The organism is Patulibacter minatonensis DSM 18081 (assembly GCF_000519325.1).
GTDB classification, from domain to species: domain Bacteria; phylum Actinomycetota; class Thermoleophilia; order Solirubrobacterales; family Solirubrobacteraceae; genus Patulibacter; species Patulibacter minatonensis.
The window spans coordinates 145,631-160,953 of sequence record NZ_KI912613.1 but is presented as its reverse complement, the minus strand read 5'-3'; the positions used below and the strand labels follow the sequence as shown (position 1 = coordinate 160,953).

At 75.9% G+C, this 15,323-nt stretch carries 14 protein-coding genes and 1 pseudogene; 3 read left to right on the top strand and 12 right to left on the bottom strand.

The window, feature by feature from the left end:
- Positions 1-24: 24 nt before the first annotated feature.
- Entirely contained in the window at positions 25-1,377 is a 1,353-nt protein-coding gene (locus tag PATMI_RS0100855) for a hypothetical protein (protein WP_026909484.1), read from the top strand.
- A gap of 32 nt (positions 1,378-1,409) precedes the next feature.
- Here PATMI_RS0100855 and PATMI_RS33540 read toward each other — a convergent pair whose 3' ends face one another.
- The 8 genes from PATMI_RS33540 to PATMI_RS0100815 form a co-directional block, all read right to left on the bottom strand.
- Positions 1,410-2,318, bottom strand: coding sequence for a DoxX family protein (locus PATMI_RS33540; RefSeq protein WP_051470902.1), 909 nt, complete (start codon positions 2,316-2,318; stop codon positions 1,410-1,412).
- A 335-nt stretch (positions 2,319-2,653) separates the two neighbouring features.
- Complete coding sequence (locus PATMI_RS0100845; protein WP_157260548.1) at positions 2,654-3,124, bottom strand: hypothetical protein; 471 nt, start codon at positions 3,122-3,124, stop codon at positions 2,654-2,656.
- 363 nt (positions 3,125-3,487) lie between these two features.
- Positions 3,488-4,063, bottom strand: coding sequence for a GNAT family N-acetyltransferase (locus tag PATMI_RS33535; RefSeq protein WP_051470901.1), 576 nt, complete (start codon positions 4,061-4,063; stop codon positions 3,488-3,490).
- Between the two features lie 53 nt (positions 4,064-4,116).
- Positions 4,117-5,358, bottom strand: a complete 1,242-nt coding sequence (locus tag PATMI_RS0100835; protein ID WP_026909482.1) for an RNA polymerase sigma factor — start codon at positions 5,356-5,358, stop codon at positions 4,117-4,119.
- The gene (locus PATMI_RS0100830; RefSeq protein ID WP_026909481.1) at positions 5,355-5,717 is read right to left on the bottom strand and encodes a YciI family protein; all 363 of its coding nucleotides are present in this window, start codon (positions 5,715-5,717) and stop codon (positions 5,355-5,357) included. Before PATMI_RS0100830 ends, PATMI_RS0100835 begins: the two co-directional genes overlap by 4 nt.
- 399 nt (positions 5,718-6,116) lie before the next feature.
- Positions 6,117-6,893, bottom strand: a complete 777-nt coding sequence (gene cbiQ, locus PATMI_RS0100825; RefSeq protein ID WP_051470900.1) for a cobalt ECF transporter T component CbiQ — start codon at positions 6,891-6,893, stop codon at positions 6,117-6,119.
- A 121-nt stretch (positions 6,894-7,014) separates the two neighbouring features.
- Positions 7,015-8,274, bottom strand: coding sequence for an MFS transporter (locus PATMI_RS26290; protein ID WP_051470899.1), 1,260 nt, complete (start codon positions 8,272-8,274; stop codon positions 7,015-7,017).
- 74 nt (positions 8,275-8,348) lie between these two features.
- Positions 8,349-8,675, bottom strand: coding sequence for a hypothetical protein (locus PATMI_RS0100815; protein ID WP_026909479.1), 327 nt, complete (start codon positions 8,673-8,675; stop codon positions 8,349-8,351).
- A gap of 112 nt (positions 8,676-8,787) precedes the next feature.
- On the opposite strand from PATMI_RS0100815, the gene PATMI_RS33530 reads away from it, so the two are divergent.
- Positions 8,788-9,348 (top strand): thermonuclease family protein, encoded by a 561-nt coding sequence (locus PATMI_RS33530; protein WP_051470898.1) that lies wholly within the window; start codon positions 8,788-8,790, stop codon positions 9,346-9,348.
- A 118-nt stretch (positions 9,349-9,466) separates the two neighbouring features.
- Here PATMI_RS33530 and PATMI_RS0100805 read toward each other — a convergent pair whose 3' ends face one another.
- On the bottom strand, positions 9,467-11,224 hold the full coding sequence (locus tag PATMI_RS0100805; protein WP_026909478.1) for a sensor domain-containing diguanylate cyclase: 1,758 nt from the start codon (positions 11,222-11,224) through the stop codon (positions 9,467-9,469).
- A 249-nt stretch (positions 11,225-11,473) separates the two neighbouring features.
- Between PATMI_RS0100805 and PATMI_RS26280 the strand changes: the two genes are divergently transcribed.
- Positions 11,474-12,943 carry an MFS transporter gene (locus PATMI_RS26280; RefSeq protein ID WP_084269425.1) on the top strand — a complete coding sequence of 490 codons (1,470 nt, stop codon included), beginning with the start codon at positions 11,474-11,476 and terminating at the stop codon, positions 12,941-12,943.
- A 164-nt stretch (positions 12,944-13,107) separates the two neighbouring features.
- On the opposite strand, the gene PATMI_RS0100795 is transcribed toward PATMI_RS26280, so the two are convergent.
- The 3 genes and pseudogenes from PATMI_RS0100795 to PATMI_RS0100785 all read right to left on the bottom strand — a co-directional run.
- On the bottom strand, positions 13,108-13,710 hold the full coding sequence (locus tag PATMI_RS0100795; protein WP_026909477.1) for a hypothetical protein: 603 nt from the start codon (positions 13,708-13,710) through the stop codon (positions 13,108-13,110).
- A gap of 146 nt (positions 13,711-13,856) precedes the next feature.
- Positions 13,857-14,426: a TetR/AcrR family transcriptional regulator gene (locus PATMI_RS0100790; protein ID WP_026909476.1), complete on the bottom strand. Its 570-nt coding sequence runs from the start codon at positions 14,424-14,426 to the stop codon at positions 13,857-13,859.
- Positions 14,427-14,537: 111 nt separating this feature from the next.
- Positions 14,538-15,323: pseudogene (locus tag PATMI_RS0100785) on the bottom strand (hypothetical protein); the annotation flags it as partial.

Genomic DNA, 15,323 nt, shown 5'->3' with positions numbered 1-15,323 from the left:
GGTCACCGGCGCGTTCTACTCCGTATGCGCTCCCCCCGCATCCCACTCACCCTCCTCGCCGCCGGTGGTCTCGCCGTCGCCGGGGCGTCCGCGCCGGGCGCCACGGCGGCCGGGTGGTCCGCCGCGCCGTCGGTCGACGCCTCGACCGTCCGTCTCGGCGCCGCCGCGGTCGCCGACGACGGCACCGCGACGATCGTCACGAACGCCGAGAGCGGCATCGTCGTCCGGACGCGCGCCGGGTCCGGCGGCGCGTGGAAGGTCCACCGCATCCCCGGCAGGAGCACGCCGCAGTTCGGCGGCGATCTCGCCGTGGGGCCGGGCGGGGCCGTCCTCGTGATCCGGCCGGCCGCGGTCAGCGGCGTGGACGCCGACGGCAACACCGCGACCGCGAAGACGGTCGAGGTCGACGTCCGTGCCACCGCCGACGGCCCCTGGAAGCACCTCTCGATCCCCGCGCCGCAGTTCTATTCCGAGGGGGTGGCGGCCGCTTTCGACCCGACGGGCGGCTGGCAGCTCGCCTACGAGCGCCTGCCCGGGAAGCTCGGGGGCGACCCGGTCCACGTCGTCACGCAGCACCTCGACGCCGCCGGCAACCCCGACGCGCCGGAGCAGGACCTCGGGCGCGGCAACGTCGGCCCGCTGACCGACCGGACGCTGCAGGTCGACGCCACGGGTCGCGCCGTCCTCGCGACGGCGGAGGACACCCCCGACCAGCGCTCGAACGTCCACGTGCGGCCGCACGGCGGCACGTTCGGGCCGCCGCTCCCGTTCGGTCCGGCGAAGACCTTCTTCCGCGACTTCGGCGTCCGCACGAGCTCGGCGGGACGGACGGTCGTCGCCGGGGACACGGGGGACGGGACGGGCGCCGTGGCGTCCGGGCTCGCCGGTGCGGACCCGGGGACGGCGGTGACGGCCGTCGACGGGAACTTCGTCGGGGTCTTCGACGGTGCGCCGGTCGGCACGGACCTGGCCGCCTCGGTCTGGACGACGGACCGCGAGGACGACTGCGGAGCGAGTGGTCGCGCGTGCAAGGGCCGCGGGGGTGGCCTGGTGTCCCGGGTCCTCGCGCCCTCCGGTCTGCGACCGGCCGCGCGCCTGGCCCGCGCCGGGGTGCAGGCACCGGCGATCACCCCGCTCAGCGGCGGGCGGGCGCTGGTCGCATGGGAGCAGCTCGGCGCGACGGGATCGCGCTCGACCTGGCACGCCCGGATCGTCGGGCCGACCGGCCGGATCTCGCCGCTGTCCGCCCCCGCCCGCGCGGGCTCGCAGGGCGGCGCCTCCGGGGTGGTGCGGTCGGCCGGGCGCTGGGCGCTGACCGCCTGGCCGTCCGGGTCGGGGAAGCAGCAGCGGATCCGGGTGGCGATCCGCCGGTTCTGACGGTCGAGCCGGCGCCGGCCGCTGGACGCCCGTCAGCGCGACGGCGTCGGCGCGATGCTCCGGCTCGTCAGCGCCAGGAGCCCGACGGCGACGAAGGCCGACGCGGTGAGGACCGGGGAGGTCCGGCCGGGGCGCGCGCCGGGTACGGCCGTCGCGGTCGGCGTGGGCCACGCACGGGCGAACGTCGGCTGCGGACCTCGCGCTCGGCGGGCACGGGAGCGGGCAGCCGGGACGGACGCCGGGACCGGCGTCGCCGGCGGGCGTCCGGCCGAGGCGGTGTCGTCGGCGGCCGCGACGAACACCGGGGCGAGCGCGGCGACGGGCGTCCCGGCCGGTCCGGCGACGGCGATCGGTGCCGAGCCCGCCGGCACCGGGGATGCCGCGGCGGCGACGTCCGTGCGCTCGTCGTCCTGCGGTACGACGATGCTCCCCCGGCGGGTGTGGGCCGCGAGGACGAGGACGCCCGAGAAGAGCACGACGTCCTTGAGGATGTACTGCCCGAGCAGGCTCGGCAGGTGGTGCGGGCCGTTGAAGAGCTCGCCCGGGAGGGTCACGAGCGGCGACAGGATCGCGACCATCTCGAACAGGAGCAGCCAGACGACCGCGCGCATGTACCGCCCCTGGATCAGGAGGATCCCGGCGAGGACCTCCACGAACGCGACGACGAACAGCAGGCCGCTGACCGGCACGAGGTGGAAGGTCAGGACGGCGGTCGTCTGCTCGGCGATCTGCTGCGCCGGCGAGAGGCCGGGGAAGAACTTCAGGACGCCGAACACGATGAAGACGAAGCCGAGCGAGATCCGCAGCATCAGGACGCTCCGCCGGACGCTGAAGTCGTGCACGGCGGTCTCGACGCGGACGGCGCGGTCGACCACGGCGGGGACCCGGTCGAGCACGGGTCGGAGCAGGCGCTGGGCGGCGCCCGGGACGGGGACATGCATGGGTCGCACGGTGCGAGCTCCAGGTCGGCGGATGGGGGAGTGGGGACCCGGCGGGGGCGCCGGACTCCGATGCACTGGGAACGGCGTCGACGGCCCGGCGGATGCACCCGGCCCCCGTTCTGTCGCGCTCCCGCTCCGGCGTCGAGGTCCGTCGGGCCGCGGACGGTCGGGGAATCGGGCCTGCGCCGGCGGACGGACGGCAGCCGCGGGCACCGCGGTCGGCGATGGTCGGAGAGCGACCAGGTGCGACCCCGGCGTGCCCGGCCGCGGGAGGCACGGTCGGCGACGGTCGGATGCCGACCAGGTGCGACCCCGGTGCCGGATCCCGGGCGTCGTCAGTCGCCGAAGCCGTCGATCAGCCAGCGACCGTCCACCCGGCGCATGGTCGGGTGCTCGGGCAGCACGTCGATCGTCACCGTGGCACGGTCGCCGGTGCGTTCGACCGACATGCCGTCGACGGTGCTGGTGGCGTTCACGCCGAGCTCCAGGCCGAGGCGCTGCACGGTCCCCTCGCGATCCCCGGCTGCCTCGAGCTGCTTCCGCGCGCCGGCGAAGAGCACGATCGCCTCCTCGCAGACCGGAGCACCGCCGCCGGCGCTCCGCGCGAACGCCGACGTCAGCCAGCGTCGCCCGGTCGCGGTCAGCGCACCGCACGTCGCCGCGCCGTCGCCGTCCCGGAGCGCGACGAAGTAGCGGTGGAGCGTCGCCCGGACCTGCTCCGGAGTCTCGTCGCCGGACGCCGCGGACCCGCCGCACCCCGCCGCGGCGAGCGAGCAGCAGATCGCGAGGACAACGAGCCGGGCCACGTGCACCGGAGCACCGTACGCGTGCGGGGGCGGATCGACGGGTCGCACGGACGGACGTCGGGGTGCGCCGACGGGTCGCGACGGTCGGCTCCGCCCGAGACGCCGGTCGGGTTGCAGAGTTATGTTGCCTTCGGCGGCCCTGATGTGTACGGTCGCGTCATGCAACGCCTGCGGAGCGTGTTTCGCCTGCTCATGCCGCGAAAATCAGCCCGAGTGAAGCCCCCGCGTCCGGGACAGCCTCCGACGACCCCGCTGCGCGTGCCGCCGTCGGTGCCGTCGGGCCCCTGGTCCTGATCGCGCGGGCGCCCGTCGCCCGCCACCCCGCCGCGACCGTGGCGCCCGTCCGGCGCGCCGCGGGTCCGGCTACGCCGGCCGGGTGAACGTCACCCGGCCGTCGCCCCCGTCCGTCCCGCGGACGAACCCGCAGCGATCGGCGACCGCGATCGCCGCCGCGTTCTCGCGCTGCGGCCGCAGCTCCAGACCGCCGACCCCGACAGTCCGGAACGCCCACCCCTCGAGCAGCCGCACGGCCCGCGTCGCGTGGCCCTCGCCCCGTGCGGCGGCGCCGAGGAGGAACGACACCCGGCCGACGTCGCGGTCCGGCCCGCTGACGGCCAGGTCGATCGCCCCGAGCAGCACCGCGTCGTGGGCGTCGGTGATCGCCAGGTGCACGCCGCGGCCCTCGAGCCGCTGCTCCTCGGCGAACGCGGCATTGCCGGCCGCCTCGCGCGCCGGGTAGTCGCGGGGGACGGCGGTGAACCGGTGGATCTCCGGGTCGTCGCAGAGCGCGGAGAGGTCGAGGCCGTCCGACGGGCGCCAGGGCCGCAGCGCGACCGTGCCGTCGGTGAATCCGACCGGCGGGACCGGCAGCGCGACGCCCGGAGCCCCACCGCCCAGGGTGCTCCTCAGACGCTCCTGCAGACGGGTGGCGAGGCTCATGGCTGGATGATGCCCCGAACGGGGGCCGGGCACGCGGAGACCGGCCCGGGAGGTCAGCCCCGTCCGGCCCTGAGCGCCGCCGCCCGGTGCTCGAGGTGCCGGCGCTCGGGGAGGCTGTCGGTGCGCCGTGCGGCCTCGTCGAACGCCGCGGCCGCCGCGTCGTGGTCGCCGGCGCGGTCGAGGAGGTGCGCGCGGACGGCCCAGGTGCGGTGGTGGTCGGTGAGCCGGGGGTCGTCCGCTGATGCGTCGAGCGCCGCGAGCCCGGCCCGCGGTCCGTCGGCCTCGCCGACCGCGACGGCCCGGTTCAGCGCGGTCACCGGGTTCGGCGCGATCCGGAGCAGCAGGTCGTACAGCGCGACGATCTGCGGCCAGTCCGTCTCCTCGGCGGTCGGGGCCTCGGCGTGGACGGCGGCGATCGCGGCCTGCAGCTGGTAGGGCCCGAGCTCCCGGTGCGCCAGCGCGCCGGTGATCAGCGCCACCCCCTCGGCGATCACCTCGTGGTCCCAGGTCGACCGGTCCTGGTCGGCGAGCGCGACGAGCTCGCCGTCGTCCGTCCGGCCGTCGCGGCGGGCGTGGGAGAAGAGGAGCAGGGCGAGCAGGCCCGCGGTCTCGCCCTCCTCCGGCAGCTCCGCGTGCAGCAGGCGGGCCAGCCGGAGCGCCTCGGCCTCGAGGTCGGGACGCCGCAGGTCGGGCCCCGCACCGGCGGTGTGGCCCTCGGTGTGGAGGAGGTAGATCACCTGCAGCACCACGGCCAGTCGGGGGCCACGCTCGGGTGCGGGCGGGACGCCGAACGCCGCGCCCCGGAGCTTCTGCTTCGCGCGCGAGATCCGCTGCGCCATCGTCGCCTCCGGGACGAGGAACGTGCGGGCGATCTCGTCGGTGCCGAGGCCGCCGAGCGACCGCAGCGTCAGCGCGAGCTGCGACGGTGCCGACAGGTCCGGGTGGCAGCAGAGGAACAGCAGGCCGAGGGTGTCGTCCTCCTCCGCGGACGGGTCGCCCCGGTCCGGGTCGAGCACGTCGGTCGTGGGGGCGGGCTCGAGGAGGAACGCCCGCTCCTCGCGCCGGTCCCGCGCGTCGTCCGCCCGCCGCCGGTCGATCAGCCGGCGCGTCGCGACCGTGATCAGCCACCCGCGCGGGTGCTCGGGGACCTCGTCCCACTGGCGGGCGGCGTCGATCAGCGCCTCCTGGACCGCGTCCTCGCACGCGGCGAAGTCGCCGTGGCGGCGGACGAGCAGCCCGAGGACCTGCGGGGTGAGGTCCCGGAGGACGGCCTCGACGGGACCGCCGACGCTCACTCCGTGGGGCCGCCGGGCTGCATCAGCGGCCAGAGCTCCAGGCCACCGCCGTCGCAGTGGGTCAGCGCCGGGTAGGACGACGCGATCTCCAGCGCGCGCTCGGGCGACGCGACGTCGAGCAGGAAGTAGCTGCCGACGTGCTCCTTGGCCTCGAGGTAGGGGCCGTCGGTGACGACCGGACCGTCGCCGCCACCACGGATCGCGACGACCCCGTGCCCGAGACCCTCGACGGCGGCCATCTCCCCGGATGCCGTCAGCTCGCTGTTGAAGCGGTCGACCTCGGCCACCATCGCCCGGAACCGCTCGGGGTCGCCGCTCCAGATCTCCGCGTTCCCGTAGATCAACGCCAGGTACCTCATCGCGGACCGTCTCCCTCGCCGTGGTGCTCGCCGGACCGCGCGATCGTACCCGCGGGGGTGGCGGGTCGTGGGGGTGCGGGCCGTCGGACGGCGGGCGTGGGACGCGGGGCGTGGGCGGAAGGCGGCGGTCGGACGTGCGCGCCGGCGGGCGGCGGACGTGGGGCACTTCGTGTCGGGTTGCGTACCGCGGGGGTACCGAGTCCGACGAGCACCGCGGGCCGCAGACGGCAGGGCGCCTCGTGTCGGGTTGCGTACCGCGGGGGTACCGAACCCGACGAGCACCGCGGGCCGCAGACGGCAGGGCGCTTCGTGTCGGGTTGCGTACCGCGGGGGTACCGAACCCGACGAGCACCGCCCGGCTCGCCCGGCCCGCCCGGCCGCCCGCCCCGCCGCCGTCCGTCAGCCGCCGACGAGCCGCGCGGCGATCACCGTCGCGGCGGCGAGCAGCGGCAGCGACAGGGCGCCGGCCCACTCGGCGGGCTTCGCGGGGGCGGTGAGGAGCCCGGCGGGGATGCCGCCGTCCCAGCCGCGGCTGACCATCGCCAGCTGGACGCGCTCGCCGCGTTCGAAGCAGCGGACGAGCAGCGTGCCCGCCGACCGGATGGTCGCCCGGGCCTGCCAGATGAACCGCGGGTCGTCCCCGCGCGCGATCCGGGCGGTCCGCATGCGGGCGAGCTCGGCGAGGATCACCTCGACGTAGCGGATCGCGAACCCGGCGATCGCGGTCATCACCCGCGGGGCGTGGAGTCGCTCGGCGCCGGCGAGGATCGACGCCGGCGGCGTGCAGGCCGCCAGCACCGCGGTGCCCAGCAGCACGAGCGACGCCTTCGCGACGATCCCGAACGCCAGCCACAGGCCGTCGGTCGCGAGCGGGATCCCGAGGACGTGGACGCGGTCGCCGGTCGCCACGAACGGCAGCACGACGACGAAGAGCACGAACGGGACCTCGATCACGAGCCGCCGGAGCAGGTCGCCGGGCGGGATCTGCGCGACCGTCGCCGCGGCGAGCACGAGCACGAGGTGCAGCCCGAACGCCCACACCGCGTGGGTCGGCGTCAGGGCGACCGCGATCGCGAACAGCCCGAGCGCCGCGACCTTCGTCTGCGGCGGCAGGCGGTGCAGCGGCGTGTCGAGGCCGAGCAGCTCCTCGTTGCCGCCGTGCGCGGCGCCGCTCACGGGCGCTGACGGGTCGCGGGCATCGGTCGTGGACGGTATCCCCTCCGGGTGGCCCGGGCCCCGCCGCGGTCCGGCGCGTCCCGGACCCGCGTCGCTCGGGTCGGGGCCCGGCCCTCATCCCCTAGACGACGACCGGCGCTTCCGGCTCGCCCGGCTGCCGCAGCGGCGGGGTGCCGCGCAGGCGGAGCGAGACGACGAACGCCAGGACGAGGAGGACCGCGCCGACGAGGACGACCTCGTTCCAGCCGCCGCTGTCCCACGCGGTGCCGCCGAGCGGTCCGGCGATCGACGCCCCGAGGTAGTACGCGAGGAGGTAGAGGGCCGAGGCCTGCGCCGGCGCGTGCGCGGCGCGGCGGCCGACCCAGCTCGAGGCGACGGAGTGCGCGGCGAAGAAGCCGATGGTGAGGACGGCGATGCCGAGGATCACGAGGGGGAGCGGGTGCAGCAGGGTCAGGGCGAGCCCGGCCCCCGCGATCAGGACGCCGACGGGGAGCACGGCGCGGCGGCCGATGCGGTCGGCCAGCCGGCCGGCGACCGCGGAGCTCAGCGACCCGAGCGGGTAGACCAGGAAGACGGCGGCGATCGCGGTCTCGCCGAGGCCGTAGGGCGCGTCCTCCAGCCGGAAGCTCAGGCCGTTGAAGACCGCGACGAACGTCCCCATGAGGAGCGCGGCCATCGCGTCGAGGCGCAGCTGGCCGGGGTCGCGCAGGTGGTCGCGCAGGCTCGTGAGCGTCGGCCGCATCGCGAACGCCTTGCGCGTGAAGTGCTGCGACGCGGGAGCGAGCTTCAGGAAGACCGCGGTGCAGGCGAGGCTGATCAGCCCGACGCCCAGGAGCGACACGCGCCAGCCGCCGAGGTCCGCGAACGCGCCGCCGACGAGCCGGCCGGCCATCCCGCCGATCGCGTTGCCGCCGATGTAGAGCCCGATCGAGCTGCCGAGCGACGAGGGGTGGACCTCCTCGACGAGGTACGCCATCGCCACCGCGGGGAGCCCGGCGAGCGCGACGCCCTGGAGGAAGCGGATGCCGACGAGGACCTCGAAGTTCGGCGACGCCGCCGCGAGGATGATCAGGACCGCCGACCCGATCAGCGACAGCTTCATCACGCGGGTCCGGCCCCACGCGTCCGACAGCCACCCGGCCGGCAGCAGCGAGACCGTGACGCCGAGGCTCGTCGCGGCGAGCGTCAGGCTGGAGGTGGCGGAGCTGACGTGCAGCTCGCGCGAGAGCAGCGGCAGCAGCGGCTGGGTCGTGTAGAGCAGCGCGAACGTCGCCAGGCCCGCGGCGAACATCGCGATCGACAGCCGCCGGTAGTCGTCGGACCCGCGCCGGAGCCGGAGGTCCTCGCCGGGCTCCGCTGGTGCTGGACTCGACGACGACACTCTTTCACCGTACAACTACCTGTCGCGAGGTGGTGTGACGGGTCGCCCGTCGCGTCGTCCTCGGTCCACGGCTGTCACGGGGTTGCGCGCCGGCAGTACCCGAGCAGCTGGGCGAGGGCCTCCTCGTCCGGGAGCCGGGCGACGCTCGTCAGGACGGTGTCGGCGTCCTCGAGGCCGAGCCGGCGCTCGAGCGTCAGGCGGGCGGCCAGTCGCGCGGCGGCGACGTCGTAGCGCGGGTCGTCGCGCTCGGCCAGGAGCGACGTGATCTGCGCGGCGGCGCTCAGGGGGACGTCGCCCATCAGTCGCGCGGCCTCGAGCGCGCGGTCGGGATTGCGGGCGCGGAGGGCCATCTGCAGGCGGTCCTGGCCGGGGTCGGGAGTGCGGTTGCCGGACGGCCTCATGCGAACACACGTTCGCACGACGGGCGGCGGAATCGGACGTGCGGACCAGCGGTTTCCCGCACGTTGCGGGAAGTTCGTGCGTCGTGAGCCCACTAGCCTGCGGGTCCGTCCCATGCGTCCCCTCCGCGGCTCGACCTCCGGCACCCTCCTCCGCGTCCTCCTCGGCCTCGCGACCGTGTGCGGCGTCGTGGCGGCGGTCGTGCTCTCCACCGGAGACCGCAGGGACCGCGACCGCTCGTTCCGCTCGATCACCGGGGACGACCACGTCGTCCGGGCCGTCGACGGCGACACGCTGATCGTCCGTGCCGAAGGGCGGGCGGAGCGCGTGGGCGTCCTCGGGATCGCCGCCCCGGCGGACGTCGGCGCGGGCACGTCGGCGCAGCCGTGCGGGCACGAGGCGGCCGCGAACGCGACGCGGTGGGCTGCGGACCATCGCCTGGTGCACCTGATCCGCGACCCGCCCGCGCCGGACCGCGACGGCGCGGGCCGACTGCTGCGCTACGTCCAGCCGTCCGACGGCTCCCGCGACCTCGCGTTCGTGCAGGTCGAGGCCGGACTCGCCCGCGTCGACGCCCGCGGGCAGGACCTCACGTTGCTCCCCGCGCTGGAGCACGCCGAGCGCCACGCCCGGGCCGCTCGCCTGGGGCTCTGGGGCGCGGGCTGCCCGGGCTGAGGCGCGTCCCGGCATCCCCGTGCGGTCCGGCGCGCCGCGCCCGGCCTCCCGTGCGCGGCTCCCGCGCGCCGTGCCTCACCTCCTCCTCGCCGCGCCCTGCCTCCGGAACGCGGCGTCGTCAGCAGCGGTCGCGCCGCGCCGCCGGGGTGTCGGCCGCGTGGACGGCCCAGCGCCCTCGCCCGCCGGCCTTCGCGGCGTACATCGCCCGGTCCGCGTCGCGCAGCGCGTCGGCGGCGGAGAGGGGCAGAGGGTCGCCGAGCACGCGGATCCCGATGCTGGCGGTGATCGCCGGGATCGACGACCGGTCGGGGGTCGTGGTCGGCTCGTTCCCCGCCGGGATCCGCAGGCCCGCGATCGCGGCACCGACCTTCACGGCGACCCGGACGGCCTGCTCGCGGTCGGCCGCGGGCAGGAGGACGGCGAACTCGTCGCCGCCGAGCCGGGCGACGACGTCCGACTCGCGGAGCGTGCTGCTCAGGGTGCGGGCGACGACGTCGATCACGCGGTCGCCGACGTCGTGCCCGTGGGTGTCGTTGATCGCCTTGAAGCGGTCGACGTCGAGGAACAGGGCCGCACCGGTCGCGCCGTACCGCCGGCACCGCGTCAGGTGGGCGCCGAGCTCCTCGTCGAACCGGGTGCGGTTCAGGAGCCCCGTCAGCGGGTCGTGGGTGGCGCGCTGGATCCACCGGTCCTCGGTGGCCTTGCGGTCCGTGACGTCCATGACCTGCGCGAGCATGTTGCGCGGCACGCCGGCGTCGGTCCGCATGATCGTGACCTGCGCCTGGACCCAGCGGATCTCGCCGTCGGCCCGCACGATGCGGTGCTCGAACGACGCCGTGTCGCTCGTGATCCCGACCGCCGAGAACGCCTCCTGGACGAGCGGGACGTCGTCGGAGTGCACGAACGAGAACGGCGGCAGGTCCCGGAGCGTCGGCTCGTCGAACCCGGTGATCGTGTTGACCGCGGCGTTCGCGCGCTCGAACGTGCCGTCGAGCCCGACGAGCACCATCCCGATCGGCGCGTGCTCGAAGAGGGTCAGGAACTGGCGGTCGGCGTCGCGTCGTGCGCGCTCCTCGTCGCGGCGCGCGGTCACGTCGTGCCAGACGGTGAGGACCCCGGCGACGCGGTCGTCCTCGACGAAGGGCGTCGTCTCGACGTGGAAGTGCCGGCCGTCCGCGGTGTCGTACTCGAGCGATCCGGGGGTCCCCTCCAGGGCGGCCTCCAGGGCCTCGATGATCGGCGTCGCGTCGTCGGTGGAGAAGAACTCGCGGACGTGGTGGCCCTGCACGCCCTCGCGCGTGACGCCCGACGCGTCGCCGGTCAGCCCGTCCGCCTCGACGACGCGCAGGTCGGGGTCGTAGAGCACGACCATCGTGCCCGGCAGGTTCCCGAGGATCAGGCGCTGCCGCGCGCGACCGAGGACCGCCTCGGACTCCGCGACCCGCCGCGCGGTGACGTCGACGAGCTGGACGGTGAAGCAGACGGGCCGGCGACGGTCGTCGCGGATCAGCGCGATGGCCAGCCACGCCGTGACGACGCGCCCGTCCGGTCGGGGGAAGCGCGACTCGAACTCCGAGCGCTCCCGGAAGCCGTCCAGCGCCGCGCCCGCGGCGGCCTCCCACCACGCAGCGTCCGCGGGGTGGACGAGCTCGGGCACGAGCCGGCCCCGGACGTCGCCGGCGGCCCGACCGACGAGCGCCGCGAACGCCGCGTTGACCCGCATCACCCGTCCGTCGAGCGCGGTGATCGCGAATCCCGCGGCGGCGCCCTCGAAGACCTCGCGGTAGAGCCCGTCGGGCAGGGTCTCGGGCGTGGTCGCGAGGGCCGGGACCGTCGTCCCGCCCCGCTCCTGCGTCTGCCCCGGATCGTCCCTCACCGTCCCATCATCGGCGTCCCGGTCGGCCGTCGGGAGGGGTCGGCCGCGCTGATACCGGACGGGTACCGCGCTGACCGGCACCGGCCACGTTCCGGCCTCCGGACTCGACGGACGTCGGAGGGGCGACGGCCGTTCCGTGCCTCCTCCGTGCGCACGAGGTGGTCGGGTGCGGTCGGACGGCCCACGCGTCACGGGTCGCGATCCGCGTCACCAGGTGGTCCGGTCGCCCGCGGTGGTCTACTGGAGGGGATGGCCGTGACCCCCGCCGAGCAGCCCGCCCCGACCGGCTCGGCCACCGCCGCCGACGTCGTCCGGGATCCGCGCCGGTGGTTCATCCTCGCCATCTGCTGCTCGAGCCTCTTCGTCGTCGTGCTCGACAGCACCGCGGTGAACGTCGCGCTCCCGAACATGCGCGCGGACCTCGGCGCCTCGACCGCGGGGCTGCAGTGGGCGGTGTCGGCCTACACGCTCGTGCTCGCGAGCCTGCTCATGCTGTCGGGATCCACCGGCGACCGGATCGGTCGCGTCCGCATGTTCCAGATCGGGCTGGCGGTGTTCTCGACCGGGTCGCTCCTCTGCAGCCTCGCGCCGAACATCGAGCTCCTGATCGTCTTCCGGATGCTCCAGGGCGTCGGCGGGTCGATGCTGAACCCCGTCGCGATGTCGATCATCCGCAACACGTTCGACGACCCGCGCGAGCGCGCCCAGGCGATCGGCGTCTGGGGCGCGATGATCGGCCTGTCGATGGCGTTCGGGCCGGTCGTCGGCGGCGGCCTCGTGGAGCTCGAGTCGTGGCGCGCGATCTTCTGGATCAACGTGCCGGTGGGCGTCGCGGCGATGGTCCTGACCCACCGGTTCGTCCCGGAGTCGCGGGCTCCGACCGCCCGCCGGATCGACCCGGTCGGGCAGGTCCTCGTCATCGTGTTCCTGGCCACCGTCGTCTTCGCGATCATCCAGGCGCCCGACGCCGGCTGGGCGTCGCTGCAGACCCTCGGCCTGCTGGCGGTGTCGGCGGTGAGCCTCGTCCTGCTCGTCGTCTACGAGTCGCGGTGCCACGAACCCCTGATCGACCCGCGGTTCTTCCGCTCCGCACCGTTCGCGGGGGCGTCGCTGATCGCCGTGCTCGCGTTCGTGTCGCTCGGCGGCTTCCTCTTCCTGAACACGCTGTACCTGCAGGAGGCGCGCGGGCTGTCGCCGCTGCACGCCGGGCTCTACACGCTGCCGATGGCGGTGACCACGGTCGTCGTCGCGCCGGTCACGGGCAGGATCGTCGGGCGCTTCGGGACGCGCTGGTCGCTGGCAGCCGGGGGCGCCGCGATCGTGGTCAGCGCGATCATGCTCACCGGACTGGGGCGCGACACGTCGGTGGCGTGGCTGTTCGCGAGCTACGTGCTGTTCGGGGTCGGCTTCGGCTCGGTCAACCCGCCGATCACGAACACCGCGGTCTCGGGCATGCCCGCCGAGCAGGCGGGCGTCGCCTCGGCGGTCGCGTCGACGAGCCGGCAGGTCGGGTCGTCGCTGGGCGTCGCGATCGTCGGCGCCGTCGCGGTCGGCACGGCGACGAGCGGCGCGGCGGTCGCAGAGAGCAGCCACCCGGGCTGGTGGATCGTCGCCGGCTGCGCGGTGGCGATCGTCGTCCTGGCGTTCGCGTCCACCGGCGCGTGGGCGCGGGGGACCGCCGAGCGCGCCGCGGCGGCGCTCAGGACGCGGCCGTCGTAGAGGACGTCGCGGACGGCCGCCCGAGGCGGGTCCCGGACTCCCGGACGTGGCCCGGCGCGCCCGATGCACACGGCCGGCGGAGGCGGCACCCGGGGTGCCCTGCCGCCGCGGAGGGGTGCGCAGCTCCTGACCGATCGCGGGAGGGTGTGGGCCCGGCCGGACGATCAGCGGTTGCAGGCGATGAGCGTCTTCTCGAGGCGGCGCTGGAACGGCTTCGGGAGGTCGCTCTCGTCGCTCGCGTAGTCCACGACGTCGAGGCGGCGGACCGCGCCCGTGAGCCTCCGGAGCGTGCAGCGCTGCACCCGCGCCGAGTACCGCTCGGACCGCAGGCCGGCGGTCAGACCCTGGCGCAGCTCGGCCCGTTGGTTCTTCGGCAGACCGATCGCGTCCAAGCGCCAGTCGCCGCCGACGCGCCGCAGGCGGACGTCGAAGTCCTGGCCGTCGAGATCGCTCCCGGTCGGCGTCACCCGCGCCGACGCACGCGCACTCGACGCCCGGACGCGCTCGACGTCGATCGACCTCGCGTTCGCGCTGCGCCGCCCGGCCCCCCGGCACTTCTCCACCGACCCGTAGGTCCTCCGGACCAGCCCGGCGGTCGCCAGCCGGGTGCAGTTCTCGTCGTCGTCGGTGGTGAAGAGGGTGCGGAGGGACGCCTCGATCGCCTGCTCGGGCGTCGAAGGGCCGTCGGAGGAATCGCCGTCGTCGCCGCCGCAGCCTGCGGCGGCGAGGGTCAGGGCGAGGGTCGCGAGGGTCAGTCGCGTACGCATGGGGACCGCTTTCGTCGTGGGGACTCGGAAGCGGGGGACGGCGCGGACTGTACACCGCACACGGGCGGCGCGCGAGGGGTCGCGTCAGGGGTGGCGCGCCGGGGAGGCGCGGCGTGCCGTCGGCGGAGGCGCCGTCGGCGGCGGGGTTACGACCGGATGCCGCGGAGCACGAGGCGCGCGAGCTCCTCGTACGCCTCCGCGTCGTGCAGGCCCGTGGTGCGCAGCACGTCGCCGGACTGGATCCGCTGCATCGTCGCCGCGATCGTGTCCGCGACGAAGGCCGCGTGGACCTCGCGGAAGTCGCCCGACGCGACGCCCTCGTTGACCAGGTCGCGGACGCGGCCGGCGGCGATCTTCGTGTTCCTCGCGTAGGCCCGGCGGGCGGTCGGGTGCGCGGCGACGTCGGCGATGAAGTCGGCCGACGCGGGGCGCAGGGCGTCGGCGACGGCCGAGAGGTAGGCGGCGATCTTCGCCTCGGCCCCGTCGGCGGCGGCGGTGGCGGCCTCGACCTCGCCGGTCGCTGCGCGGAAGAAGCGGACGACGGCGTTGCCGACGAGCTGCTCCTTGCTCTCGCCCAGCGCGTAGAGCGTCGTCTTCGAGCACCGCAGCCGCTGCGTCAGGTCGCCGAGCGTGAGGCCGCGGAAGCCCTCCGCGAGGAAGAGCTCGACGAGCTGGTCCGCGAGCTCCTCGTGACGCTCGCTGAGGACGACGGGCACCGGTCAAGGGTACGACAGTGCGTCGGCGTCCGGCCCGGATCCGGGGGCATGCCCCACCTTGGGCGGGGGTGGGCCGGAGCGGTGGGACGCGGTCGTACGGCGTCGACCGCGTCAGCGGGTGAGCGCGTCGTCGGTGCGCGGGTCGATCCCGAGCGGTGCGAGCGTTCTCGCGGACGCCTCCTCGACGGCGGTCAGTCGCGCGATCGCCCGGGTCATCGCGTCGTGGGTGGCGTCGCGCAGCTCGACGGCGTCGGCGACCGCGGCCGCGCGGACGGCGGCGGCGTCCGCATCGGCCGCCTGCGCCGTGGCCCACGCGCGGCTCCGGGCCTCGGCCTCGATCTCCGCGGCGGAGGCCTCGGCCGCGGCGACGATCCGGTGGACGGCGGCCGAGGTGCCGACGGCGAGGTCGCCGGTGACGACGGGTGCCGGGCCCGGCGCCGGAGGAGCGGGTGCGGGCGTCGGGGGGTCGGTGACCGCGTCGTCGAGGTCGGGGACCCCGGACGTCCGGCCGTCGGCGTCCTCGCGCCCCGCCCCCGGGTGCGCCGGCAGCCACAGCAGCACGAGCACCGCCCCGACCAGCACGACGCCGGCGGCCACCAGGCACCCGGCCTGCAGGCCGTCGAGGTAGCCGCCGCGCGCCGTCGCGACGAGCGCGGAGGCGGCCCCGCCGTCCCCGCTCGCCGCGAGCCGCGCGGCCGCCCCGAGCGCCGAGCCGATCGACTCGCGGGCGGGCTCGAGGACCGCCGCGGGGAGCCGGTCGCCCTCGAACGCCTCGCGGTAGAGCGACAGCGAGACGCTGCCGATCACGGCGACGCCGAGCGTCCCGCCGAGCTCGCGCGTCGCGTCGTTGACGGCCGAGCCGACGCCCGCCTTCTCGGCCGGGACGACGCCCATGAT

Bases quoted from the DNA above. Each gene is read 5' to 3' on its own strand.
- PATMI_RS0100855 (WP_026909484.1), top strand. From the start codon at position 25: ATGCGCTCCCCCCGCATCCCACTCACCCTCCTCGCCGCCGGTGGTCTC.
- PATMI_RS33540 (WP_051470902.1), bottom strand. From the start codon at position 2,318: ATGCATGTCCCCGTCCCGGGCGCCGCCCAGCGCCTGCTCCGACCCGTG.
- PATMI_RS33535 (WP_051470901.1), bottom strand. From the start codon at position 4,063: ATGAGCCTCGCCACCCGTCTGCAGGAGCGTCTGAGGAGCACCCTGGGC.
- PATMI_RS0100830 (WP_026909481.1), bottom strand. From the start codon at position 5,717: ATGAGGTACCTGGCGTTGATCTACGGGAACGCGGAGATCTGGAGCGGC.
- PATMI_RS0100815 (WP_026909479.1), bottom strand. From the start codon at position 8,675: ATGAGGCCGTCCGGCAACCGCACTCCCGACCCCGGCCAGGACCGCCTG.
- PATMI_RS33530 (WP_051470898.1), top strand. From the start codon at position 8,788: ATGCGTCCCCTCCGCGGCTCGACCTCCGGCACCCTCCTCCGCGTCCTC.
- PATMI_RS26280 (WP_084269425.1), top strand. From the start codon at position 11,474: ATGGCCGTGACCCCCGCCGAGCAGCCCGCCCCGACCGGCTCGGCCACC.
- PATMI_RS0100795 (WP_026909477.1), bottom strand. From the start codon at position 13,710: ATGCGTACGCGACTGACCCTCGCGACCCTCGCCCTGACCCTCGCCGCC.